Genomic DNA, 21,868 nt, shown 5'->3' on the forward strand with positions numbered 1-21,868 from the left:
AAATTCCCATTCATTTTTATAAGGAAAACACAATGGTTACATTACATACCAATTTCGGCGACATCAAAATCGCTTTAAATCATGAAAAAGCACCGGAAACTGCGGCAAATTTTGAAGCTTATTGTAAAGAGGGTTTTTATAATAACACAATTTTCCACCGTGTTATTGACGGTTTTATGATTCAGGGCGGCGGTATGGAACCGGGGATGCGTGAAAAAAATACCAAAGCGCCAATCAAAAACGAAGCGAACAACCGTTTAAGCAACAAACGCGGCACCATTGCGATGGCGCGTACTTCCGATCCGCATTCCGCAACGGCGCAATTTTTTATTAACGTGGCGGACAACGCTTTCCTTGATTATCGCGCGAAAGAAATGTTCGGACGTGAAGTTGTGCAGGAATGGGGCTATGCCGTATTCGGTGAAGTGGTTGAAGGCATGGATGTAGTGGATAAAATCAAAGGCGTAAAAACAGGTAATGCCGGTTTTCATCAGGACGTGCCGAAAGAAGATGTAGTTATTACTTCGGTGACGGTGGAATAACCCGTTATTTTATTTGACGGAGCAGGCTTCGGATTGCGCCGTCTGAAATGTTTAATTTATTTGATAAAGCACGGCAAACAGAATCGTGCAAATCAGGATTGTGAATAGATATGAAAAAATTTAAATTTTTGACCGCACTTTTTGCCTTATTTTTCGTGTTTAACGCGAATGCAAAAAATGTAACCTTACATACCAATTATGGCGATATAAAAATTGCGCTTAATGAAAAAAAAGCGCCGGTTTCCAGTAAAAATTTCTTGGATTACGCACAAACGGGCTTTTATGATAATACGATTTTTCATCGTGTTATTGACGGATTTATGATTCAGGGCGGTGGCTTTGAGCCGGGTATGAATCAGAAAAAAACGAATGAAGCCATCCGAAATGAAGCTAATAACGGGTTGAAAAATCTGCGAGGTACTATTGCCATGGCGCGCACATCGGCGCCTCATTCCGCCACTGCACAGTTTTTTATTAATCTGCAGGATAACGATTTCCTGAATTTTACCGAAGAAAGCCAGCAAGGTTGGGGTTATGCGGTATTCGGTAAGGTAACGGAAGGCATGAACGTCGTGGATAAAATCGCCAAAGTGGCGACCGGTCGGGTGGGAATGCACCGGGATGTGCCTAAGGAAGACGTCGTTATTAAATCGGTAACTGTTGAATAACGGATAAGCACGGGAGTTCTCGTGCTTTTTTGTAGGAAATAGGTAGGAAATAGATAGTGGCTTTTTTTGATACCCACACGCACCTTGATTATCTGCAACGTACTACAAACACGCCTTTATCGGCATTGATGGAGAATGCGTTAAACGCGGATGTGCAAAAAATCCTGATTGCGGCGGTGATGGCACGGGATTTCGAAAATATTCTTAATATGACCGAGCTTTTCCCCCGGCATTTATATTGCGGTTTGGGTTTGCACCCGCTGTTTATTAAAAATCATCAAAAAAGCCATTTAGATGAATTGGAAACTTATTTGCAGAAAAATCCGCAAAATCTGACTGCACTTTCAGAAATCGGTTTGGAACGCAGTGTCAGTGAATTAATCAGTGATGAATTGTGGCGCAGGCAATGCGATTTTTTAGAAGCGCAATTATATTTGGCAAAGCAATATAAACTGCCGGTAAATTTGCACAGCCGAAAATCCCATGATCAGCTTTTTACTTTTCTTAAACGAATCCGATTACCGAAATGCGGCGTATTGCACGGTTTTTCCGGTAGCTATCAACAGGCTAAAAATTTTGTGGACCTCGGGTATAAAATCGGCGTGGGCGGCGTGATTAGCTACCTACGCGCCAATAAAACAAGACAGGCTATTGCAAAACTGCCGTTAGACAGTTTATTGCTGGAAACCGATACGCCGGATATGCCGGTGTTCGGCTTTCAGGGCGAAGCAAACCGCCCGGAACGTTTAGTACAAACCTTTCGGTATCTATGCGAATTAAGAAGCGAACCGCCGGCGCAGATTCAGCAGCAAATCTGGCGGAATAGTTGCGAAATGTTCGCCGTCAAATAAATTTATATTTCTTTTCCAACAAGTATCGCAAACGATTACGTAAGCATGCTACAATAGCGCCTGAATTTGTTTTTGACTGCTAAATTATAGGAAACAACCGTGAGCAAACAATCATTAAGTTATAAAGACGCCGGTGTCGATATTAACGCAGGTAATGCGTTGGTGGATCGTATCAAACCACACGTGAAACGTACGACTCGTCCGGAAGTTATCGGCGGATTAGGCGGTTTTGGCGCATTATGTGCGTTACCGACCAAATATAAAGAGCCCGTATTAGTTTCGGGTACCGACGGCGTAGGCACGAAATTACGTCTGGCTATTGATTTAAACAAGCACGATACCATCGGTATCGACTTGGTTGCCATGTGTGTTAACGATTTGGTTGTGCAAGGCGCGGAGCCTTTATTTTTCTTAGATTATTATGCAACGGGTAAATTAGATGTTGATGTCGCCACCGATGTGGTTGCCGGTATCGCCGAAGGCTGCGTGCAATCCGGTTGTGCGTTAATCGGCGGCGAAACCGCCGAAATGCCGGGCATGTATCATGCGGGCGATTATGACCTTGGCGGTTTCTGCGTGGGTGTGGTTGAACGGGCGAAAATCATTGACGGCAGTAAAGTAAAAACCGGCGACGCCTTAATTGCGCTCGGTTCCAGCGGTCCGCATTCAAACGGTTATTCTTTAATTCGTAAAGTTATTGAAGTGGCGGGCGTAAATCCGGCTACCGAACAATTGGCGGGTCGCCCGCTGGCGGATCAGGTGTTGGCGCCGACAAAAATCTATGTGAAATCCGTTTTAGAATTAATCGAACATGTTGACGTTCACGCTATTGCTCACTTAACCGGCGGCGGTTTCTGGGAAAATATTCCGCGCGTGTTACCGGAGGATGTGAAAGTAGTGATTAATGAAAACAGCTGGGAATGGCAGCCTGTCTTTAAATGGTTGCAGGAACAGGGCAATATTACCCGCCATGAAATGTACCGTACGTTTAATTGCGGCGTCGGCATGGTTATTGCGCTTCCTCAAGCCGATGCGGAAAAAGCGTTGCAGGTGCTGAAAGCAGCTGGTGAAAATGCTTGGTTAATCGGTCAGGTTGAACCTTTAAATGCCGGTGAAGAGCAAGTTATCATTCGTTAATTTGTATTTTATGTTGAAGCCTAATCCTCTTGATTAGGCTTTTTATCTTTCAGGAAAGTAAAACCGATGAAAAAAATCGTCGTCTTAATTTCAGGGCAGGGAACAAATCTGCAAGCTATTATGGATGCCTGCAAGGCAGGAAAAATAAACGCACAGGTTGCCGCGGTGATAAGTAATAAAGCCGATGCTTACGGGCTGATACGTGCGAAAAATTCGGGAATTCCGACCGCAGTTTTTGAGCGAAAAAATTATGCCGATAATAGCCAAATGGATAGGGCAATTTCGGATTATATTGACGGAATTGCCGCAGACTTAATCGTGCTTGCAGGGTATATGAAAATTTTAACTGCCGGTTTTACCCGACATTTTGCCGGCAAAATTCTCAATATTCACCCTTCCTTATTGCCTAAATATCCCGGCTTAAACACCTATCAAAAAGCTATTGAAGCCGGCGATTCGGAACATGGCACCACGGTGCATTTTGTTAATGAAAAAATGGACGGCGGCGCGGTTATTCTGCAAGCTAAAGTACCTATTTTCCCCGATGACCGAATTGAAGATGTGGAAGAGCGGGTGAAAATTCAGGAATTGCAGATCTACCCTTTGGTAGTGAAGTGGTTTGTTGACGGGCGCTTAAAAGAAGCGGGCGGCAAAGCTTATTTAGACGGTCAGCTTTTAGCGGAAAACGGTTACGCCGCAGAATAAATTTCCTAAAGTGCGGTGCTTTTTTCTGGAATTTTGATATAGTAGATCTCGTCAATTTTATTGAATAAGGGGTTGTTTATATTTTATGGAAAAAATTATTATCGATGAAAGTCAGTTCATGCGCACAATTTCTCGTATTTCCCATGAGATCATTGAAAAACATCAGAATTTAAATGATCTCGTGATCGTGGGAATCAAGCGTCGCGGTGCCGAAATCGCCGATCTGATTAAGCGTAAAATCAATGAATTGAGCGGGCAAAGTCTGCCTTCGATTGATCTTGATATCACCTTTTATCGTGATGATTTAGAGTATGTGGAACCTGCCAGTCAGTCGCCGGTATATAGCGGCGCATCGGAATTTATCAGCGTACAAAATAAAACGGTGATTCTTATTGACGACGTATTATTCACCGGTCGCACCATTCGTGCCGCGTTAGACGCTTTGGTGGATTTTGGTCGGGCGGCAAAGGTCGAATTAGTGATTTTTGTGGATCGCGGGCATCGCGAATTGCCGATTCGTGCCGATTATGTGGGAAAAAACGTACCGACCAGCCGTAGTGAAAAAGTACAAGTACGTACTATGAAGTTTGACGGTTGCTACGAAGTGGCGCTTATTTCAAAATAAGCTTTTATCTTTGAACTTTTTATTAAAAAGTGTTTCTAACGAGCGTAATTTATTAAATTTTAACAACGGAATAATGATGAAACCAGGTAATTTAAAATCTCTTCTTTTAGTGATGATTGGCATGTTTGCCGTTTCAGTGAACGTTCAGGCGGTGGAACAGGTGGTGGCGACCGTTGACGGTACGCCGATTTTGGAAAGCCAGCTTAAACGCGCTTTGGGCAAACAAGCTAATAATGCGACTAATCGCGCTAAGGCATTAGATAAGATCATTGATGATATGTTAGTGCAAAAAGCGGTTAAAGAAGCGAATGTGCATATCAGCGAAGGGCAACTTGATAAAATTGTTGAGAATATTGCCGCGCAAAACAATATGACCTACGGTCAATTGCTTGATGCTTTAGATTATCAGGGAATAGGTATCACAAAATTCCGTAATAATATCCGTAATCAACTGATGATGGCGGAAGTGCGTAATCGTTCTATCGGTAAAAATATTGATGTGACCCGCGAGCAAGTGGAAACATTAAGTAAACAAATGTTAGAACAGGCAAAGACGCAAGGCAAAAAAGCTCAGGTAACGGGAACGGAATATCAGGTTCGCCATATTTTGTTAAAATTAAATCCGTTATTAAATGATGCACAGGCAAAAGCGCAATTAAATCAGATTTGTTCCGATATTCAGTCCGGTAAAACCACTTTTGCCGCGGCGGCAAAAGATTATTCAAAAGATTATCTGTCCGGCGCAAATGGCGGTGATTTAGGTTACGCTTTCCCGGAAATTTATGATCCGGCATTCGGGCAAGTGATTAAAGCCACTAAAAAAGGCGTAATTTCGGCGCCGTTTAAAACACAATTCGGTTGGCATATTTTAGAAGTTACGGATACCCGCCAAGGTGATATGACAGAAGCAGCATATCGTCAAAAAGCCTATGAGACTTTGGTTAATCAGCAGCTGCAGGATGATGCTAAAGACTGGGTCAAAGCATTGCGTAAAGGTGCGGAAATTAAATATCTTGTAAAATAATTGATTAATCCCGGCGTTTGCCGGGTTTTTTATTATATAATAGCCGATATTTTTTGCGGTGAACCCTTTCACTTAAATCCCATAACTTTATGCAGTAATACTGCATTAATTTTTTAATTGATATGAATTCAAAAAGACATTTAGGCCATACCGCCCGTAAGCGTTTCGGGCAAAACTTCCTGCATGATGATAATGTGATTCAAGGCATTGTTGCGGCAATTTACCCACAAAAAGGCCAGTTTCTGGTTGAAATCGGGCCGGGACTTGGGGCATTGACCGAGCCTGTCGCCGATCAAACGGATCGTTTGACAGTGGTTGAGCTTGACCGTGATCTGGCACAGCGTTTGCGTCATCACCCGTTTTTACACCAAAAATTAAACGTGATCGAAACTGATGCCATGCAATTTGATTTCGGTAAATTATATGAAGACGAACATTTAGCTGAGCAAGGTCAGAAATTACGGGTGTTCGGTAATTTGCCTTATAATATTTCGACGCCGCTGATTTTTCATTTATTGAAATTCTACGATAAAATCCAGGATATGCACTTTATGCTGCAAAAAGAAGTGGTAAAACGCCTTTGTGCGGCGCCAAACAGCAAAGCTTACGGTCGTTTAACCATTATGACGCAATATTTTTGCCAGGTAATGCCTGTGCTTGAAGTACCGCCGACGGCGTTTAAACCTGCTCCTAAAGTGGATTCGGCTGTGGTGCGGTTAATTCCCCATAAAGAATTGCCTCATCCGGTGAAAGATTTATATTGGTTAAACCGAGTAACCAGTCAGGCGTTTAACCAACGTCGTAAGACTTTGCGTAATGCGCTTTCCACTTTATTTACGCCCGAGCAATTAACGGCATTAAATATCGATTTAACCGCTCGTGCGGAAAATCTTTCCATTGCGGATTACGCTCGTTTAGCAAACTGGTTGGCGGATAATCCGCCCGCTGATGTGCGTCGCGATGAAATTATCGAAGAAAACGAAGAATAAACGTTAATGAATGGCGGACGAGGTTCGCCATTATTTTTTATAAAAAAGGATAACTTATGGCAACGTATTTTGTGGGCGATTTGCAAGGTTGTTATGACGAACTACAGCGTTTGTTGGAAAAAGTGCGGTTTGATCCGACTCAAGATTTGCTTTATTTGGTGGGCGATTTGGTTGCCCGCGGAGACAAATCTTTAGAGTGTTTGCGTTTGGTGAAGTCCTTAGGAAAATCCGCACAAACCGTGTTAGGAAATCATGACCTGCATTTGCTTGCCACCGCGTTTGGTATTAAAAAGGTCAAGTCAAGAGACAGAGTTGACGCCATTTTTCACGCGGAAGATTTTGAGGAACTTATCCATTGGCTGCGTCACCAGCCGTTGCTTGTTTATAATGCGAAACAGAACTGGGTAATGACTCATGCGGGAATTTCGCCCGATTGGGATATAAATACCGCTCAAGCCTGTGCGAAAGAAGTGGAAAATGTGCTGCAACAGGGGGACTATTGTCATTTATTAAGCCAAATGTATGATAGCCGGCCGGATTTATGGTCTGCCGATTTAACCGGCATTGAGCGCCTGCGTTACATTATTAACGTATTTACCCGAATGCGTTTTTGTTACCGTGATCATCGTCTGGATTTTGACTGTAAATCGCCCGTAGATAAGGCGCCGGAAGAATTAACGCCCTGGTTTAATTTGTCTAATCCGCTCTATAAACAAGTGGATATTATTTTCGGACACTGGGCAAGTCTGGTGGATACTCCGACTCCCCATCATATTTATGCGCTGGATACCGGCTGCGTGTGGAACAACCGCATGACTATGCTGCGTTGGGAAGATAAACAATATTTTTGTCAGCCGGCATTGAAGGATTATGCGTTTAACGGTTAACAGCGTCGAGTTGAATAGAAAAAAGTGCGGTAATTTTTACCGCACTTTTGCCATTAAACAGGGAATTTTAGAATTCGTTGGATCTGAATCTATGCACAATCTGATTGGAGGAACCTCGCCATACTAATGCGGGGTCAGCTAATTCCTGAACAAATTTGCCGTCTATCAACACATCAATATAAGGCAACATTTTGCGTTGATAATCATCTAATTCTTCCAGTTTATAGCCCGTCCAACACCAAATATCTTTATCCGGGCACTCCCGTTTTATGCGTTGCACCAGCGGCAATAGGGTTTCCACATTGAGGGGGTGGAGCGGGTCGCCGCCGGAAAGGGATAAGCCTTGGCGTTTAATTCTGGTATCTTTTAAATCCTTGAGGATTTGTTCTTCCATGGCGTTATCAAAAGGTACCCCCGCACTGAATGACCAGCTTTTTTGGTTATAACAGCCTTTGCAGGCGTGTGTGCAACCGCTGACAAAAAGCGTACAGCGCGTACCTTCGCCGTTAACGATATCGACGGGGTAATATTGTAGATAATTCATAACATTCTCTTACTTTCTTTGCTTGTACAAAGAAAGTAAGCAAAGAAATACACCCTAAAAAAGTGCGGTTAATTTTCCCGAAGTTTTATAAATGTCACTTGCGGGGTTCCCTTGTTTGCCGCCATAAAAATGGGATAATTTGTAGAATATATCGCGCTTATTTGAGCGTAGCGAGTTCGATATTTTCCGTTTAGCAAATTACCCCCCGTTTTCAGGATAAAAGGCAAATAGGGTTGCTTTTCTTTTGGTTCCTTTTTTGTCAACGCAAAGAAAAGGAACAAGCGTTACATATGTTTCACCCGTCTTTTTACTTCTTCCTGTTTACCTGCATTAAACGGTCTGGCATCCGGGCTGCCCAAATAACCGCATACGCGACGGGTTACCGATACTTTTTCGCTATCGTGGTTACCGCATCTCGGACAAGTGAAACCTTTGCTGGTACATTCGAATTCCCCGGTAAAACCGCATTCGTAACATTCGTCAATCGGCGTATTCGTACCATAGTAAGGTACACGGTCGTAGCTGTAATCCCACACGTCTTCGAGGGCTTTTAAGTTATGTTGAATATTCGGGTATTCACCGTAACAAATAAAACCGCCGCTGGCTAAAGACGGGTACGGCATTTCAAAGTCGAGTTTGTCATAAGGATTAACTTTTTTCTCAACGTCTAAATGATAGCTGTTTGTGTAATAGCCTTTATCCGTTACGCCTTCTATTACGCCGAATTGTTTGGTATCTAAGCGGCAGAAACGATCGCAGAGATTTTCGCTCGGCGTTGAGTAAAGGCTGAATGCGTAACCCGTTTCTTTTTGCCATTCTTTGGTCGCTTTGCTTAGGTATTCAACAATTTGAACGCCTTTTTCACGCAACATTTCGTTGTCGTAAATATGGCCTTGGTTATAGAGCGCATTGATTGTTTCGTAAATGCCGATATAGCCTAATGAAACGGAGGCGCGTCCGTTTTTAAATATTTGGGCGATATTGTCATCGGCTTTTAAGCGCACACCGCAAGCGCCTTCCATATAAAGAATCGGCGCCACGCGGGCTTTGGTATTTTCCAAACGGGCAATGCGCGTCATTAAGGCTTTTTTGGTCACCGCAAGACGCTGATCCAAAATTTCATAAAAGCGCTGTTCGTCGCCTTTTGCTTCAATGGCGATACGCGGTAAATTGATGCTTACCACACCTAAATTATTACGGCCGTCGTGGACTAATTCACCGTTTTCTTCATAAGCGCCTAAGAAGCTGCGACAACCCATCGGCGCTTTAAAGGAACCCGTGACTTTCACCACTTGTTCGTAGTTTAAAATATCCGGATACATGCGTTTAGACGCGCATTCCAGCGCAAGCTGCTTAATATCGTAGTTCGGATCTTTCGGCGACTGGTTGATTCCGTGTTTAATGGTGAACACTAATTTCGGGAAAACCGGCGTTTTGTGATTTTTTCCTAGGCCGCGGATACGGTTTTTCAAAATAGATTTTTGAATTAATCTTTCCTGCCAGCTTGTGCCTAAGCCGAAACCTAAGGTTACAAACGGCGTTTGCCCGTTTGAAGTATGCAGCGTATTAATTTCATATTCCAAAGATTGGAAAGCGTCAAAACATTCTTTTTCAATTAATGCGTCGGCGTAGGCTTTTTGATCCGGCACATTCCATTCCTGCGCATGTTTTAAATGTTTTTCATAACTCAGTTGCACATAAGGCGCCAGCACTTCATCAATACGGTTAATGGTCGTTCCGCCGTAAATATGGCTTGCCACTTGAGCAATAATTTGCGCCGTTACCGCCGTTGCGGTACCGATAGATTTAGGCGGTTCGATTTCCGCATTACCCATTTTAAAACCTTGTGTCAGCATACCTTTAAGGTCAACCAACATACAGTTAAACATCGGGAAAAACGGTGAATAATCTAAATCGTGATAATGGATTTCCCCTTTTTCATGCGCTTCTACCACATCACGGGGCAGAATATGGGATTTGGCATAATGTTTTGCCACGATACCGGCTAATAAATCCCGTTGAGTCGGAATGATTTTCGCATCTTTATTGGCGTTTTCATTTAAGATTTCAACGTTGCTTTGCTCAATTAATCCTTCGATATCTTTAGTTAACTGACTGCGTTTTTCACGCGCCAAATCGCGGTCGTGGCGATATTCGATATAAGCGCGGGCAACCTGAGGATAAGCGCTTGCCATCAGTTTATTTTCCACAAATTGCTGAATCCGGCTGATGTCAATTTCATTTTGGTTATGCTGAAAAATTTCGTCAAAAACCTGCTGACTGACGAGATGACAAAAACGCTCGTCATCAATACCTACCGCTTTTGCCGCTTTTTTGATGGCATTAATAATGCGTTGAATTTCAAAAGAAGCACGTGAACCGTCACGTTTAATAATGAAAAATGAACCCATAGCAAGCACCTTTTTAATCTATATGTAGTGTTTTATTGAATTGCCGGACACTATATATAGAAATAATAGAATTTCAATCACTAGAAAAGGATGTGTTTCAGACGATAGACTTGTTAGTTATTGTTTTATTTGCAAAATTCGAAATGCAATAGTTTTGAAAAAATTTTTTTAAGTTTGATTTTTGTGATTTAGATCACAAGATGGTTGAATTTTATCTATCGGTAAAATTCAAGGCGTCGAAGGTTTGACCGGAGAACGAAAAAGTGCGGTAAAAATTTCAATATTTTTTACCGCACTTTGAGCTTAATTATTCTTTGATTGTTAAGTGCTTACGGGTTCTAAGGTTAATCATCTCTACCGTGACGGAGAACGCCATGGCGAAATAAATGTATCCTTTAGGAATATGGAAATCTAAGCTTTCGGCAATGAGGGTCACACCGATTAAAATCAGAAAAGACAAAGCTAAAACTTTCAGCGTCGGATTGTTTTCCACGAAATCACCGATTGGTTTTGCCGCGAGCATCATCACGCCTACGGCGATAATAATGGCGATAATCATTACTTCAACGTTGTTTGCCATACCTACCGCCGTAATAACGGAATCTAACGAGAAGATGATGTCGAGAATTGCGATCATCATCAAAGTGCCAAGGAAGCTGATTTTTTTCCCTTTGGTTTCGTCTTCTCCCTCGTCCGGGTGCATGGTGGCATGGATTTCATGGGTACTTTTGGCCACAAGGAATAAACCGCCGAACAGCAGAATCAAATCCCGTCCGGAGATTTGCTGCTCAAACAGGGTAAACAGCGGAGTAGTTAAACGCATTACCCAGGCAAGGGATAAAAGCAGTAAAATCCGCGTACACATAGCCAACCCTAGGCCTAAAATGCGCCCCATTTGGCGTTGGGATTCGGGCAGTCGACCGACTAAAATGCTGATAAAAATAATATTATCAATGCCTAATACAATTTCTAATGCGGTAAGCGTTAATAATGCGATCCAGGCTTCGGGATCGGCAATCCATTCAAACATAAAAACCTTTATTTAATTAACGGAGAAACAAAGTGCGGATCATATCGGGTAGACTTCCGAATGGGAAGTAAAATTATTTATTTCGCAGAAAATTTTGCAAAATTTGCGCGGTGAATTCTTTTCGCAGATAAAAACCGAGAGGCAGGGTTTCGATTATTTCGCCGTTTTGCCCGATGCCTTTGGTTTTGGCGCGGCTGTTTGCACCTTTCGGGCGAAGTTGCAGAACTTCGCCTATTTTAGCGGTGATTTCATGCACTTTGCCTAACACAATGTAGTCCATCAACTCTTCCCAGTCTTGTTGCAGCCGGGCCTCTTGTTGCGGGTCAGGCTGCCATAAAATCGGGCTGCCGATACGGCGTTCGGCTAAGGGAATTTGGCGTTCTCCCTGAATCGGGATCCAAAGCACTTTAGACAATTTATAGCGCAAATGGGAATTATGCCAATTAACGCCTGCGGTTTGAATGAGCGGCGCAAGGCTGACAAAGGTGGTTTCTAAAGGAAAACCGGCGCTATTGATTGGAATTGTTTTCAATTCGATACCTAAATTGGCAAAATCCTGTTCGGGTTTGCTGCCGGCTTTAGCGCCTAGAGCGGTTTCAATTAATTGTCCGACCCAGCCTTTATCACGCTTGAGATCCGGCGGTACCGGAATGTGCAGCTCAGCCGCCAATTCGCCAAAGGTTAAACCGGCGATGGATTTTGCCCGTTGTAGCAGTTCTTGTTGCGATTGAGGTGTGCTGATCATAAAAGTCCGGTCTGTTTTTGCTCATTTTGCTCGCGCCTCTAGAGCCGTTGGCATAGCTAAGGTTCAAAGGTAAGCGTTTGTGCGAAATTTTAAGCGGTGTATTTTTTAAGTAATTTTTGTTTAACGTATTCTACGCCTTTATCGACATAGCGGATTTTTTCTAAATTCAGTAAAAAGCGTTTCATCGGCAATCCGCCGCCGAATCCGGTTAATTGTCCGTTTTTGCCTAGTACGCGATGACAGGGGATAATAATACTGATCGGATTGCTGCCGACCGCACCGCCGACCGCACGCACCGCTTTAGGATTATTAATGAGCCGGGCAAGTTCGCCGTAGCTGGTGGTTTTTCCGAGTTGGATTCGGCGCAAAGCCTGCCAAATACTTTGTTGAAATGTCGTACCTTGTGGGTTTAGCGGAATATCGGAAAAATCTTCCTTTTCTCCGGAGAAATAGCGATCCAACGCCGATTTTACTTGGCGGAACAACGGCAATTCGTTATTGAGAATCCATTTAGGATTAGGTGCCGTTTGCTCCAATTCGCAATCTAAATTGGTTAGTTTGCCTTGTTGCGCAATCATCAACAAATTGCCTACGGGAGAGGAATAATAGCTGTAATAAATAGAATCCATATTTTTCTCAATAAAAAAAGCATACCCGAAGATATGCTTTATTATGTCTTAATTTACTGAAAATTAGAAACTATAATTTATGTTCAGTCCGTAAAGGTTAGCCGTCGCTTTAGATTTATAATCGGCTTTCACAGTAACTAAACCGCCGGCTAAACTTTGTTCTTCGCTGAAGTCAAGTTTTCTGCCGCGTAAATGGGCGAAACCGAAATCAACGGAAAGTGCCGGAGTAAATTTATAGGTCGCGCCAAGGCTGTACCAGGTACGGTTAGTATCCGGAATGGAAGCGCTTGCGTGAGTACGAGGTGCGGCGGACTCGTCATAAGCGACACCGGCGCGTAGCGTTAATTTTTCATCCACTTCGTAGGTTGCACCTAATGCAATGCGGGAATTGTCTTTGTATTCTTCATCTTTATGGAAGGCTAAACCGTCATTTCTGAGTGATCTATCCGCGTAAGTGGCGTGAAGATTCTTCAAACGGCTCCATTCGGTATATTTATAGCTGTAATGCATGGCGAATTTATCGGTTAATTTATGATAACCGGAAAATTCCCAATAACTTGGCAAATGTAGCACCAAGCCGCCTTCACCTATGTAAGGCGTTGTGCCGTACGGAAGATAACTGACCGCGTTACGGTCTTTAAAATCAATATCAATTTTTGAATGATAGGCGATACCGAAACGGTTTCTTTCGTTGAGATCATAAGCCAGACCAAGATTATAACCGAACGCCCAAGCCGTTTTATCCTGTAAATGCGTTAATAGGGTATCTCTTTGCAGACCGCTTGCCAAACCGCTCAGCGCCCCCATTTTGCTTGCCAGATCGGGTCGTTGCGCAACGATAGCGCTTAATGCTTGCGGATTGCTTGCAACATTGCCGACGGCATCCGCTAAAATACCGGCGTTACGGGATACTTCGGCTTTTGCATAAAGTGCATTTAAACCCACACCGGCGCTTAATTTTTCAGTTACCCGATATGAACCGCTCAGGTTAAGGTTCAGTGCGGTTAACTCGGTCTTCCCGCCGAATACGCCGGCCGCGTAGTCGTCTTCATATTCGCTTTTTAAGCCGAAATTTACGTTCATGCCGGCACCGACGGCAAATTTATCGTTAAGCGGCGAGACGAAATACATATTCGGAATTAATGACCCCGGCACAACGCTGGTTTTTGATGCTGGCGCTTGTGCAACGGTTTGCCCCGCAAGATTGGCGCTTACCGTACCGTTCATGCGGATTTGGGAATCCACATAAATGCCGCCGGCAGAGAATTGATTGGTTTTAAATTGAGACATTAATGCCGGGTTGGTTGCAATTACGGCAGCGTTGTCGGCAATTGCAGCTTCGCCCGCATAAGAACGACCCAGACCGGAAGTTGAAATTTCAGCTAATTGGAATGCGGCGGCAGAAGCCTGACCGGCGGCGCATAAAATACAACTTGCCAGGAAGGTTTTATTTATTGCCTTTTTCATTGGTTCCCCTTGTAAAATAAAGTTAAATTGGCAAAAAAGAAAAAATCCGAGCGATTCTAAAAGAATGTTGTAGCTTTGTGCAAATTTATTTGGTTGTTTTTTAAAGAGTTCAGACCAGTAATTTAATGAGGGATCTTATTGAAAAACTTGTAAAAAAACGACCGCACTTTACAAAAGTGCAATCGTTTTTTTACTCGCTTCGCTTATTTCTTCGAATCTGTTGGCATAACAATGTTCAAACGTAATCGTTTGTGCGGATTTTTGTTATTTATTTTCTATATTGCTCCACATTGTCTTTATCAATTGCAATATCCGGGCTGAGAATACTATTATTTTCCGGTTTCCACGGCATGCCTTCTGCGGCATTTTTACCCAATGCCAGGTTGCGGGCAAGCTCTACCAACACCTTGCTTTGATAAGCGCCGTCATTGAGAACCGTAGCGGTAATTTTGCCCGTTTTAATTAATGTTAAGGTTTCGGGTAAGGCGTCAATGCCAAAAACAGGCAACTGCTTGTTTTGTGCCGACAGGCTTTCTAATGCGCCCAACGCCATGGCGTCATTATTGGCAATGACCATTTCAATTTGTTTGCCTTTGGTATCGTTTAGCCAAAGTTCCATGCGGTCTCTTGCCATATTGCCGTTCCACATGGCGGTATCGACAAAGAGCGCTTCGGTTTGAATGCCGAGATTGTGCAATTCTTCAATAACGTACTTGCTTCTTACCTCGGCAGCCGTGCTGTCGGGTTGCCCGGTTAACATGGCGAATTGAATTTTACCGTCTTGATTTAAATCGAATTGTTTGTTGGCATTCCAATGTTTGGCGATTAATTTTGCCTGCTCAAGAGCCGAGTTTTTAGGCGACGAACCTACGTAATAAGCATGGTTGTAACTTGCCAACAGTTTAGCGCCGGGATCTTTATTGAAGAAAATAACCGGCACGTTATGTTTTTTTGCTTTAGCGATAACGGTTTTGGCGGCTGGCGGGTCAACAAGATTAACGGCAAGTACTTTGACTTTTTTTGCCAGTAAAATATCGATTTGATTGTTTTGAATTGCCTGAGAATTTTGCGAGTCGTTCATTAAGAAACGCACATCCTTAAAATTTGCGCTTTCTTTATTTATTTCACTAAGCATCAAATTCATAAAATTGTCGTCATATTGATAAATGGTGACGCCAATCAGCGGTTCGGTTTGAGCGACGGCCAAACCGGAGCCTAACAAAACGGAAATAGCAACGGTATTTAATACTAATTTTTTCATAGTAACGTCCTCTATGCGAATGAATCATAAGGCTTGTTTTGATATTAGCACTAAATTTTCCGGTGGGTAAAAAGATTGTTAAATCTGTGATCCAGTTCATAGATTTTGTGATGTTTGGTGAGGACTAGAGGACGGTGTTTTGTAATATTGTTCGGTACAAAATACGGGCGTCAGGCATGGCGACGATTGTATGGAATCCGTATCAAGGCATATTATAACCCGTCAAAAATTAGTAAAAAAAGACCGCACTTTTAAAGTGCGGTCAATATATCGGAGAATTTTATTATTTTTTCTTAGCATATTTTAATGAGTCGATAGCAACGGCTAAGATGATAATGCTACCTTTAATAATATATTGCCAGTACGGGTTTACGCCGATGTAGGTTAAACCGTAGTTGATAACGGTGAAAATTAACACCCCGGTTACTACACCGATGATAGTCCCCACGCCGCCCGCGAATGATACACCGCCTACCACACAGGCTGCGATGGCATCCAATTCGTACATGAAACCTAAGTTATTGGTTGCAGACCCGATACGGCCGGCTTCCAACATACCGCCGAAAGCATAGAATACGCCGGCTAACATATAGATAACCAATAGGTTGCGTGTTACGTTTACCCCTGAAACACGCGCCGCTTCCGGGTTACCGCCGATGGCAAAGATATTTTTACCGAAACGAGTTTTGTTCCATAAAATCCACATTAAGATTGTCGCGATAATGGCGTAAATCGTAATGTATGAAAGTTTAAAGGAACCGAAACGGAAGAATCCTTGCGCGAAAGAAGAAAAGTTTTCGCTGAATCCGGCAATCGGCGAACCGCCTACCGCATCATAGTAAAGTGAGTTGAAACCGTACACGATGATCATGGTACCCATGGTGGCGATAAACGGCGTTACATTTAAGATAGCGACCACAAAGCCGTTGATCAAACCGATTACGGCACCGATTGAGCACACAATCAGTATCACTACGAAAATCGGCATTTCAGGCAGGTTCGGAAATACGCGGTTTAAGTTATCAATTGCCTGTAACATGGTGGCGGCCACCACAGCGGCTAAACCTACCTGGCGACCGGCTGATAAGTCGGTACCCTGTACCACCAATAAACCGGCGATACCTAATGCAATGATTAGTCGCACCGAAGATTGAGTAAGAATATTACTGAAGTTCATCAGGTTTAAGAATGATGGGTCTTGAGCAATAATTACACCTAATAAAATTAATAAGACGAAGTAAATGGCATTTTGTTTGAAGAAATCCCATGTTTTATTTTTTTGTCCAGCCATACTGCAATTCCTTCTATAAATATTTAGCAGCTAGTTGCAAAATTTCTTCTTGCGAAGTTTTTGCTGTTTCAACAATACCGGCAACTTTACCGTTGCTCATTACTAAAATCCGGTCGGTAATCCCTAATAATTCGGGCATTTCCGAAGAGATCATAATGATACCTTTGTCTTTTTGGGCAAGTTGCATAATAAGTTGATAAATTTCGTATTTCGCGCCCACGTCAATCCCACGGGTCGGTTCGTCCAGCATCAGAATTTCAGGTTGTGTGAGCAACCAGCGGCCGATAACCACTTTTTGTTGGTTACCGCCGGAAAGCGAGCCGATGGTAGTTTTATGGGACGGGGTTTTCACGTTCATTGAATCGATTACCCATTGAGTATCGCTTTTCATTTTCTTGTCACTCAATAAGCCCCATTTGTTCATATAGGATTTCATATTTGAAATCAATGAGTTAAATTCAATACTCAGGTTTGCGTAAATCCCGGTGGAACGGCGTTCTTCGGTTACCAGAGCAAAGCCGTTGTTGATGGCTTCAAGTGCGGTACGATTTTTCATAATTTTGCCATGAAGTTTTACCGTACCGGATTTACGCTCGCGCACACCGAAAATGGTTTCGACGATATCGGTCCGTTTTGCCCCCACAAGACCGGCGATCCCCAGAATTTCACCTTTGCGTAATTCAAAATTAATATCCTGAATGGAAGGTTGGTTTAATGCGGTTAAATGTTCCACCTCAAGAATCACTTCTTTCGGCTCGTTGATTTTTGGCGGGAAGCGTTGCGTTAATTCACGGCCTACCATCATGGCGACAATTTGTTCCATAGTGGAGCCTTTTACCGGCACCGTATTAATCCATTTACCGTCGCGCAAAATGGTAATTTCATCGCAAATTTTAAAGATTTCATCCATTTTGTGGGAAATATAAACGATTCCGCAACCGCGATCTTTTAATTTTTCGATGATTTTAAATAAATGCTCCACTTCTTTTTCGGAAAGAGAAGAAGTAGGTTCATCCATGATTACGATCTTTGCGTTATAAGAGAAAGCTTTGGCAATTTCTATCATTTGCATTTGCGAAACGGATAAATTGGCAACTTTTTCTCTCGGATCAATGTCGATATCGAGCTCGTCAAAAATGGCTTTGGTATCGTTATACATTTTTGTATGATCCACAAACACGCCTTTTAACGGATAGCGGCCCAACCAAAGATTATCCATTACATTACGCTGACGGACGAGATTGAGTTCTTGGTGCACCATGGAAATCCCATTTTCCAGCGCTTCTTTCGACGTTTTGAAATTTACCGGTTTACCAAGAAAAAGAATTTCCCCTTCATCTTTGGCATAAATACCAAACAGGCATTTTAATAAAGTAGATTTACCCGCACCGTTTTCTCCCATAAGGGCGTGAACGGAATGGGATTTGACAGTTAAATTTGCTTTATCTAGCGCTTTTACACCAGGGAAAGATTTACTCACGTTTGTCATGGTGAGTAGCACTTGATTATCACTTTGCGCTGATTGTGCTGTCATAAGTACCTCACTGAATAAGGCTATAAAACAGGCATGAGGCGACCCTCATGCCCAAACAGAAAAATTATTTTAAGAATTCGGATAAGTTATCTTTATCTACGCCGACGTAAGGAATACGCACAACGCGGTTTTCCGCTTTGTATTGCGTACCTTCGGTGGCGTCTTTACCTTGCGCTAAGTTGTTGGCTAACTGAACGACCGCTTTGCCTTGGTTTACACCGTCATTTAACACGGTACCCGCAATGTCGCCTTTTTTGATCAGTTGCAGCACTTCAGGTAATGCGTCCACACCGAAGATCGGCAATTTTTTACCGTGCGCTTTGGTCGCTTCTAAAGCGCCCATTGCCATACCGTCGTTGTTTGAGATAATTACTTCAATGTCGTTTGCGCGAGAACTGGATAACCAGGCATCGGTTTTATCTTTTGCCATTGCCGCATCCCACATACCGGTATCGATAAAGAGTTGTTCGGTTTCTATGCCGTTGGCATTTAATTGCTCAATAACATATTTAGTACGGGCTTCGGCATCCGGGTGACCGGGTTCGCCTTTTAACAATACATATTGAATTTTGCCGTCTTTATTTAAGTCTAATGCAGGGTTGGCTTTCCATTGTTTGGCAATTAAATCGCCCTGGATTGTGCCGGACTCTTTCGGGTCGGTACCTACATAATAGGCTTTTTCATATTTTGCCAATGCTTTTTCGCCCGGGTCTTTGTTGAAGAACACAACAGGAATATCATCCGGTTTTGCTTTGCTGATAACTGTCGGCGCGGCGGACGGGTCCACTAAGTTGATGGCAAGAGCTTTTACGCCTTTTGAAATCAGCACGTCAACTTGGTCATTTTGAATAGATTGCGCATTTTGCGAGTCATTCATTAATAATTGAACGTCTTTTAAGTTGGTCGCTTCTTTATCAATTTCTTTACGCATTAACGCCATAAAGTTGTCATCATATTTATAGATTGTTACACCGATTTTTGTATCAGCCTGTGCAGTTGAAATACCTGCGCCTAAACCTACCGCTAATGCAACTGCGCTTAATACTGTTTTTTTCATAATGAAATTCCTCTGTGCTAAAGACTGGAAATAAAATGTGTATTTAATTACCCACTAAAACGGATATCAATGGATAACGTGGTGCTTAAAATACAATGTTTAATAACTTAATACTGTGATCGCTTTCACAATATTGAAAATATGTGGAAACGATTACATAAATTTTATGGGTTATTACAGTTTTCCGTTGAAAAACGGCGCACGACAGTAGGGTTAAATTGAGCGTGCAAAGGCGTCTCAATCCCTTCATTGACTAAGCTTAAGGCTAATCTTGCTGCATAATTAGCCATTAAATCAATAGGATAACGAATAGTTGTCAATTTAGGGATTAAATAGCGGGAAATCGGCATATCATCAAAACCTATTATAGAAAACTGGCGTGGAACATTGATATTGTTTTCATTTAATACGGATAACGCGCCAGCCGCCATACTGTCGTTATAGGCGACTACGGCGGTTAAATCGGAGTGATAGCTCAATAATTTGATCATTGCTTCTTCGCCGCCCTCAAAATCGGGCGAACTTTGGATAATGGCATCGTCTATTTGAGGTAAACGATGATGTTGCAACGCCTGAATATAGCCTTGTCTTCTTTCTTCCTCGTCATTGATGTGATGATTCGAACCGATATAACCGATACGTTTATGCCCAAGTCGAATCAGGGTTTCCGTGGCTAAAAAGGTTCCCCGCTGATTATCAAGGCTTACGCAGCGATGTTCATAACCCTGAATGCTGCGGTTGATAATAACCATGCCGGGCACCTGCTCAAGATAGTTTGCTAATTCTTCGTCGCTTAAGGCTTTAGAATGTACCACCAGGCAACTGCAACGCTTACGTAGCAAGGTATCAATAGCGTTACGTTCTTTCTCGGCATTATGATAACCAATACCGATCAAAATAGTTTTGTTATATGAAGAAGCAACCTGATCAACGGCTTTAACTAAAATAGCAAAGAAGGCATCCGTTACGTCCGTTACCACAACGCCGATAGTATCCGTAGTCGGCAGGGCGAGCGCCTGAGCATTGGCGTTAGGCGAATAACCTAATTTTTCTACCGCACTTTGCACCGCTTTGCGGGCTTTCTCGCTTGAGGAGGCATTATTTAATACGCGGGAAACGGTGGCGACGGATACGCCCGCCTGTTTGGCTACGTCACGAATGGTAATCATATTTTCTCCTTGCCGTAATAATGAAGAAATTCTAAGGATTATGGTTTTCTATCATATAGAAAAATTATCATTATTGAAAACGGTTACTTTTAAAATTTGTATATATTTTACAAAAATAATTGCCTTTATATCAGATTAAATTGGATAAATGTGATCTTGCTCACAGTTTATTTATTTAATTGTGCTATCTTTATTCGCAATAAAATGTAACCGTTTTCAATATAATCAGGAGGCCTGCACATGAGCATTTCTTTTGACCCGACAGAACACCCGCACCGTCGTTATAATCCTTTGACCGATCAATGGGTCTTAGTTTCCCCGCACCGGGCAAAACGCCCTTGGCAAGGTCAGCAGGAAAAAAGTTGCCGAGGAAGAAAAACCAAGCCATGACCCGAATTGTTATCTTTGTCCGCGTAATGCGCGTATTACGGGCGAGCTTAATCCCGATTATAAAAAACCTTATGTATTCCGAAATGATTTTTCGGCTTTATTGCCTGAAACGCCGGCGCCGGAACAAACAGCGGATCCGCTATTTCAAAGCAGCCGGGCTCAGGGTGAAAGCCGTGTGATTTGTTTTTCGCCGGATCATAGCAAAACCCTGCCTTTATTGACTGTAGAAGAAATCACAGAAGTCGTCAAAGTGTGGCGGGAACAGCTCCGGGAATTAGGGCAAAAATACCAATGGGTTCAGATTTTTGAGAATAAAGGTGCGGCAATGGGTTGTTCAAACCCGCATCCTCACGGTCAGATTTGGGCGAATAGCTTTCTGCCTAACGAAGTGGCGAGAGCCGATCTGAATCAAAAGAAATATTTTGAAAAACAAGGTTCCGTCCTGCTTTTAGACTATGCAAAACGAGAATTGGAACGCAAAGAACGTATTGTGGTGGAAACCGAACATTGGCTTGCGGTTGTGCCTTATTGGGCGGTTTGGCCTTTTGAAACCTTATTAATGCCGAAGAAAGCGCATATCAAACGCTTGACAGACTTAACGGAAGAACAAAGCCGGGATCTCGCTCTTGCCCTGAAAAAACTGACAACAAAATACGACAATTTGTTTGAAATTTCTTTCCCTTATTCTATGGGTTTCCACGCCGCGCCATTTAACGGCGAAGAAAACGAACATTGGCAGCTTCACGCCCATTTTTATCCGCCGTTATTACGTTCCGCAACAGTACGGAAATTTATGGTGGGCTATGAAATGCTCGGCGAAAGCCAACGAGATCTCACCGCCGAACAAGCCGCGGCAAGATTACGGGATTTAAGCGAAGTGCATTATAAAATGCGTAAATAATTCAATTATTA

At 42.8% G+C, this 21,868-nt stretch carries 20 protein-coding genes and 1 pseudogene; 10 read left to right on the forward strand and 11 right to left on the reverse strand.

Features of this window, described 5'->3' with window-relative positions:
- Positions 1-32: 32 nt before the first annotated feature.
- From MS_RS02890 to apaH, 9 genes are all read left to right on the forward strand, one after another.
- Positions 33-542, forward strand: a complete 510-nt coding sequence (locus tag MS_RS02890) for a peptidylprolyl isomerase (RefSeq protein ID WP_041639576.1) — start codon at positions 33-35, stop codon at positions 540-542.
- Between the two features lie 110 nt (positions 543-652).
- On the forward strand, positions 653-1,210 hold the full coding sequence (locus tag MS_RS02895; RefSeq protein ID WP_011199803.1) for a peptidylprolyl isomerase: 558 nt from the start codon (positions 653-655) through the stop codon (positions 1,208-1,210).
- 56 nt (positions 1,211-1,266) lie between these two features.
- The gene (locus MS_RS02900) at positions 1,267-2,061 is read left to right on the forward strand and encodes a TatD family hydrolase (protein WP_011199804.1); all 795 of its coding nucleotides are present in this window, start codon (positions 1,267-1,269) and stop codon (positions 2,059-2,061) included.
- A gap of 99 nt (positions 2,062-2,160) precedes the next feature.
- Complete coding sequence (gene purM, locus MS_RS02905) at positions 2,161-3,198, forward strand: phosphoribosylformylglycinamidine cyclo-ligase (protein ID WP_011199805.1); 1,038 nt, start codon at positions 2,161-2,163, stop codon at positions 3,196-3,198.
- 66 nt (positions 3,199-3,264) lie between these two features.
- Positions 3,265-3,903 (forward strand): phosphoribosylglycinamide formyltransferase, encoded by a 639-nt coding sequence (gene purN / locus MS_RS02910; RefSeq protein WP_011199806.1) that lies wholly within the window; start codon positions 3,265-3,267, stop codon positions 3,901-3,903.
- Between the two features lie 85 nt (positions 3,904-3,988).
- Entirely contained in the window at positions 3,989-4,528 is a 540-nt protein-coding gene (pyrR, locus tag MS_RS02915) for a bifunctional pyr operon transcriptional regulator/uracil phosphoribosyltransferase PyrR (protein ID WP_011199807.1), read from the forward strand.
- Positions 4,529-4,604: 76 nt separating this feature from the next.
- The gene (locus MS_RS02920) at positions 4,605-5,552 is read left to right on the forward strand and encodes a peptidylprolyl isomerase (protein WP_041639578.1); all 948 of its coding nucleotides are present in this window, start codon (positions 4,605-4,607) and stop codon (positions 5,550-5,552) included.
- A gap of 122 nt (positions 5,553-5,674) precedes the next feature.
- The gene (gene rsmA, locus MS_RS02925; RefSeq protein ID WP_011199809.1) at positions 5,675-6,541 is read left to right on the forward strand and encodes a 16S rRNA (adenine(1518)-N(6)/adenine(1519)-N(6))-dimethyltransferase RsmA; all 867 of its coding nucleotides are present in this window, start codon (positions 5,675-5,677) and stop codon (positions 6,539-6,541) included.
- A gap of 56 nt (positions 6,542-6,597) precedes the next feature.
- A complete protein-coding gene (apaH, locus tag MS_RS02930; RefSeq protein WP_011199810.1) occupies positions 6,598-7,428 on the forward strand; it encodes a bis(5'-nucleosyl)-tetraphosphatase (symmetrical) ApaH in 831 nt (276 codons plus the stop codon).
- A gap of 67 nt (positions 7,429-7,495) precedes the next feature.
- Here apaH and nrdG read toward each other — a convergent pair whose 3' ends face one another.
- The 11 genes from nrdG to MS_RS02985 all read right to left on the reverse strand — a co-directional run bounded on the left by nrdG (position 7,496) and on the right by MS_RS02985 (position 20,566).
- The gene (nrdG, locus tag MS_RS02935; protein WP_011199811.1) at positions 7,496-7,972 is read right to left on the reverse strand and encodes an anaerobic ribonucleoside-triphosphate reductase-activating protein; all 477 of its coding nucleotides are present in this window, start codon (positions 7,970-7,972) and stop codon (positions 7,496-7,498) included.
- Between the two features lie 284 nt (positions 7,973-8,256).
- Positions 8,257-10,383 carry an anaerobic ribonucleoside-triphosphate reductase gene (nrdD, locus tag MS_RS02940; protein ID WP_041639580.1) on the reverse strand — a complete coding sequence of 709 codons (2,127 nt, stop codon included), beginning with the start codon at positions 10,381-10,383 and terminating at the stop codon, positions 8,257-8,259.
- Between the two features lie 307 nt (positions 10,384-10,690).
- The gene (locus MS_RS02945; RefSeq protein WP_011199813.1) at positions 10,691-11,413 is read right to left on the reverse strand and encodes a TerC family protein; all 723 of its coding nucleotides are present in this window, start codon (positions 11,411-11,413) and stop codon (positions 10,691-10,693) included.
- Between the two features lie 73 nt (positions 11,414-11,486).
- The gene (mutH, locus tag MS_RS02950; protein ID WP_041639581.1) at positions 11,487-12,158 is read right to left on the reverse strand and encodes a DNA mismatch repair endonuclease MutH; all 672 of its coding nucleotides are present in this window, start codon (positions 12,156-12,158) and stop codon (positions 11,487-11,489) included.
- Between the two features lie 89 nt (positions 12,159-12,247).
- Positions 12,248-12,787, reverse strand: coding sequence for a methylated-DNA--[protein]-cysteine S-methyltransferase (locus MS_RS02955; RefSeq protein ID WP_011199816.1), 540 nt, complete (start codon positions 12,785-12,787; stop codon positions 12,248-12,250).
- A gap of 63 nt (positions 12,788-12,850) precedes the next feature.
- Positions 12,851-14,254, reverse strand: coding sequence for an outer membrane protein transport protein (locus MS_RS02960; protein ID WP_011199817.1), 1,404 nt, complete (start codon positions 14,252-14,254; stop codon positions 12,851-12,853).
- Positions 14,255-14,522: 268 nt separating this feature from the next.
- A complete protein-coding gene (gene mglB / locus MS_RS02965) occupies positions 14,523-15,515 on the reverse strand; it encodes a galactose/glucose ABC transporter substrate-binding protein MglB (RefSeq protein WP_011199818.1) in 993 nt (330 codons plus the stop codon).
- Positions 15,516-15,798: 283 nt separating this feature from the next.
- Positions 15,799-16,806, reverse strand: coding sequence for a galactose/methyl galactoside ABC transporter permease MglC (gene mglC / locus MS_RS02970; RefSeq protein ID WP_011199820.1), 1,008 nt, complete (start codon positions 16,804-16,806; stop codon positions 15,799-15,801).
- A 13-nt stretch (positions 16,807-16,819) separates the two neighbouring features.
- Positions 16,820-18,340 carry a galactose/methyl galactoside ABC transporter ATP-binding protein MglA gene (mglA, locus tag MS_RS02975; RefSeq protein WP_011199821.1) on the reverse strand — a complete coding sequence of 507 codons (1,521 nt, stop codon included), beginning with the start codon at positions 18,338-18,340 and terminating at the stop codon, positions 16,820-16,822.
- Between the two features lie 64 nt (positions 18,341-18,404).
- Positions 18,405-19,397, reverse strand: coding sequence for a galactose/glucose ABC transporter substrate-binding protein MglB (gene mglB, locus MS_RS02980; RefSeq protein WP_011199822.1), 993 nt, complete (start codon positions 19,395-19,397; stop codon positions 18,405-18,407).
- A gap of 164 nt (positions 19,398-19,561) precedes the next feature.
- The gene (locus tag MS_RS02985; RefSeq protein WP_011199823.1) at positions 19,562-20,566 is read right to left on the reverse strand and encodes a substrate-binding domain-containing protein; all 1,005 of its coding nucleotides are present in this window, start codon (positions 20,564-20,566) and stop codon (positions 19,562-19,564) included.
- Between the two features lie 240 nt (positions 20,567-20,806).
- Between MS_RS02985 and galT the strand changes: the two are divergent.
- A pseudogene (galT, locus tag MS_RS02990) lies at positions 20,807-21,857 on the forward strand (galactose-1-phosphate uridylyltransferase).
- The last annotated feature ends 11 nt before the right edge of the window (positions 21,858-21,868 follow it).

Origin of the sequence: [Mannheimia] succiniciproducens MBEL55E (assembly GCF_000007745.1) — a bacterium.
Classification (GTDB): Bacteria; Pseudomonadota; Gammaproteobacteria; order Enterobacterales; family Pasteurellaceae; genus Basfia; species Basfia succiniciproducens.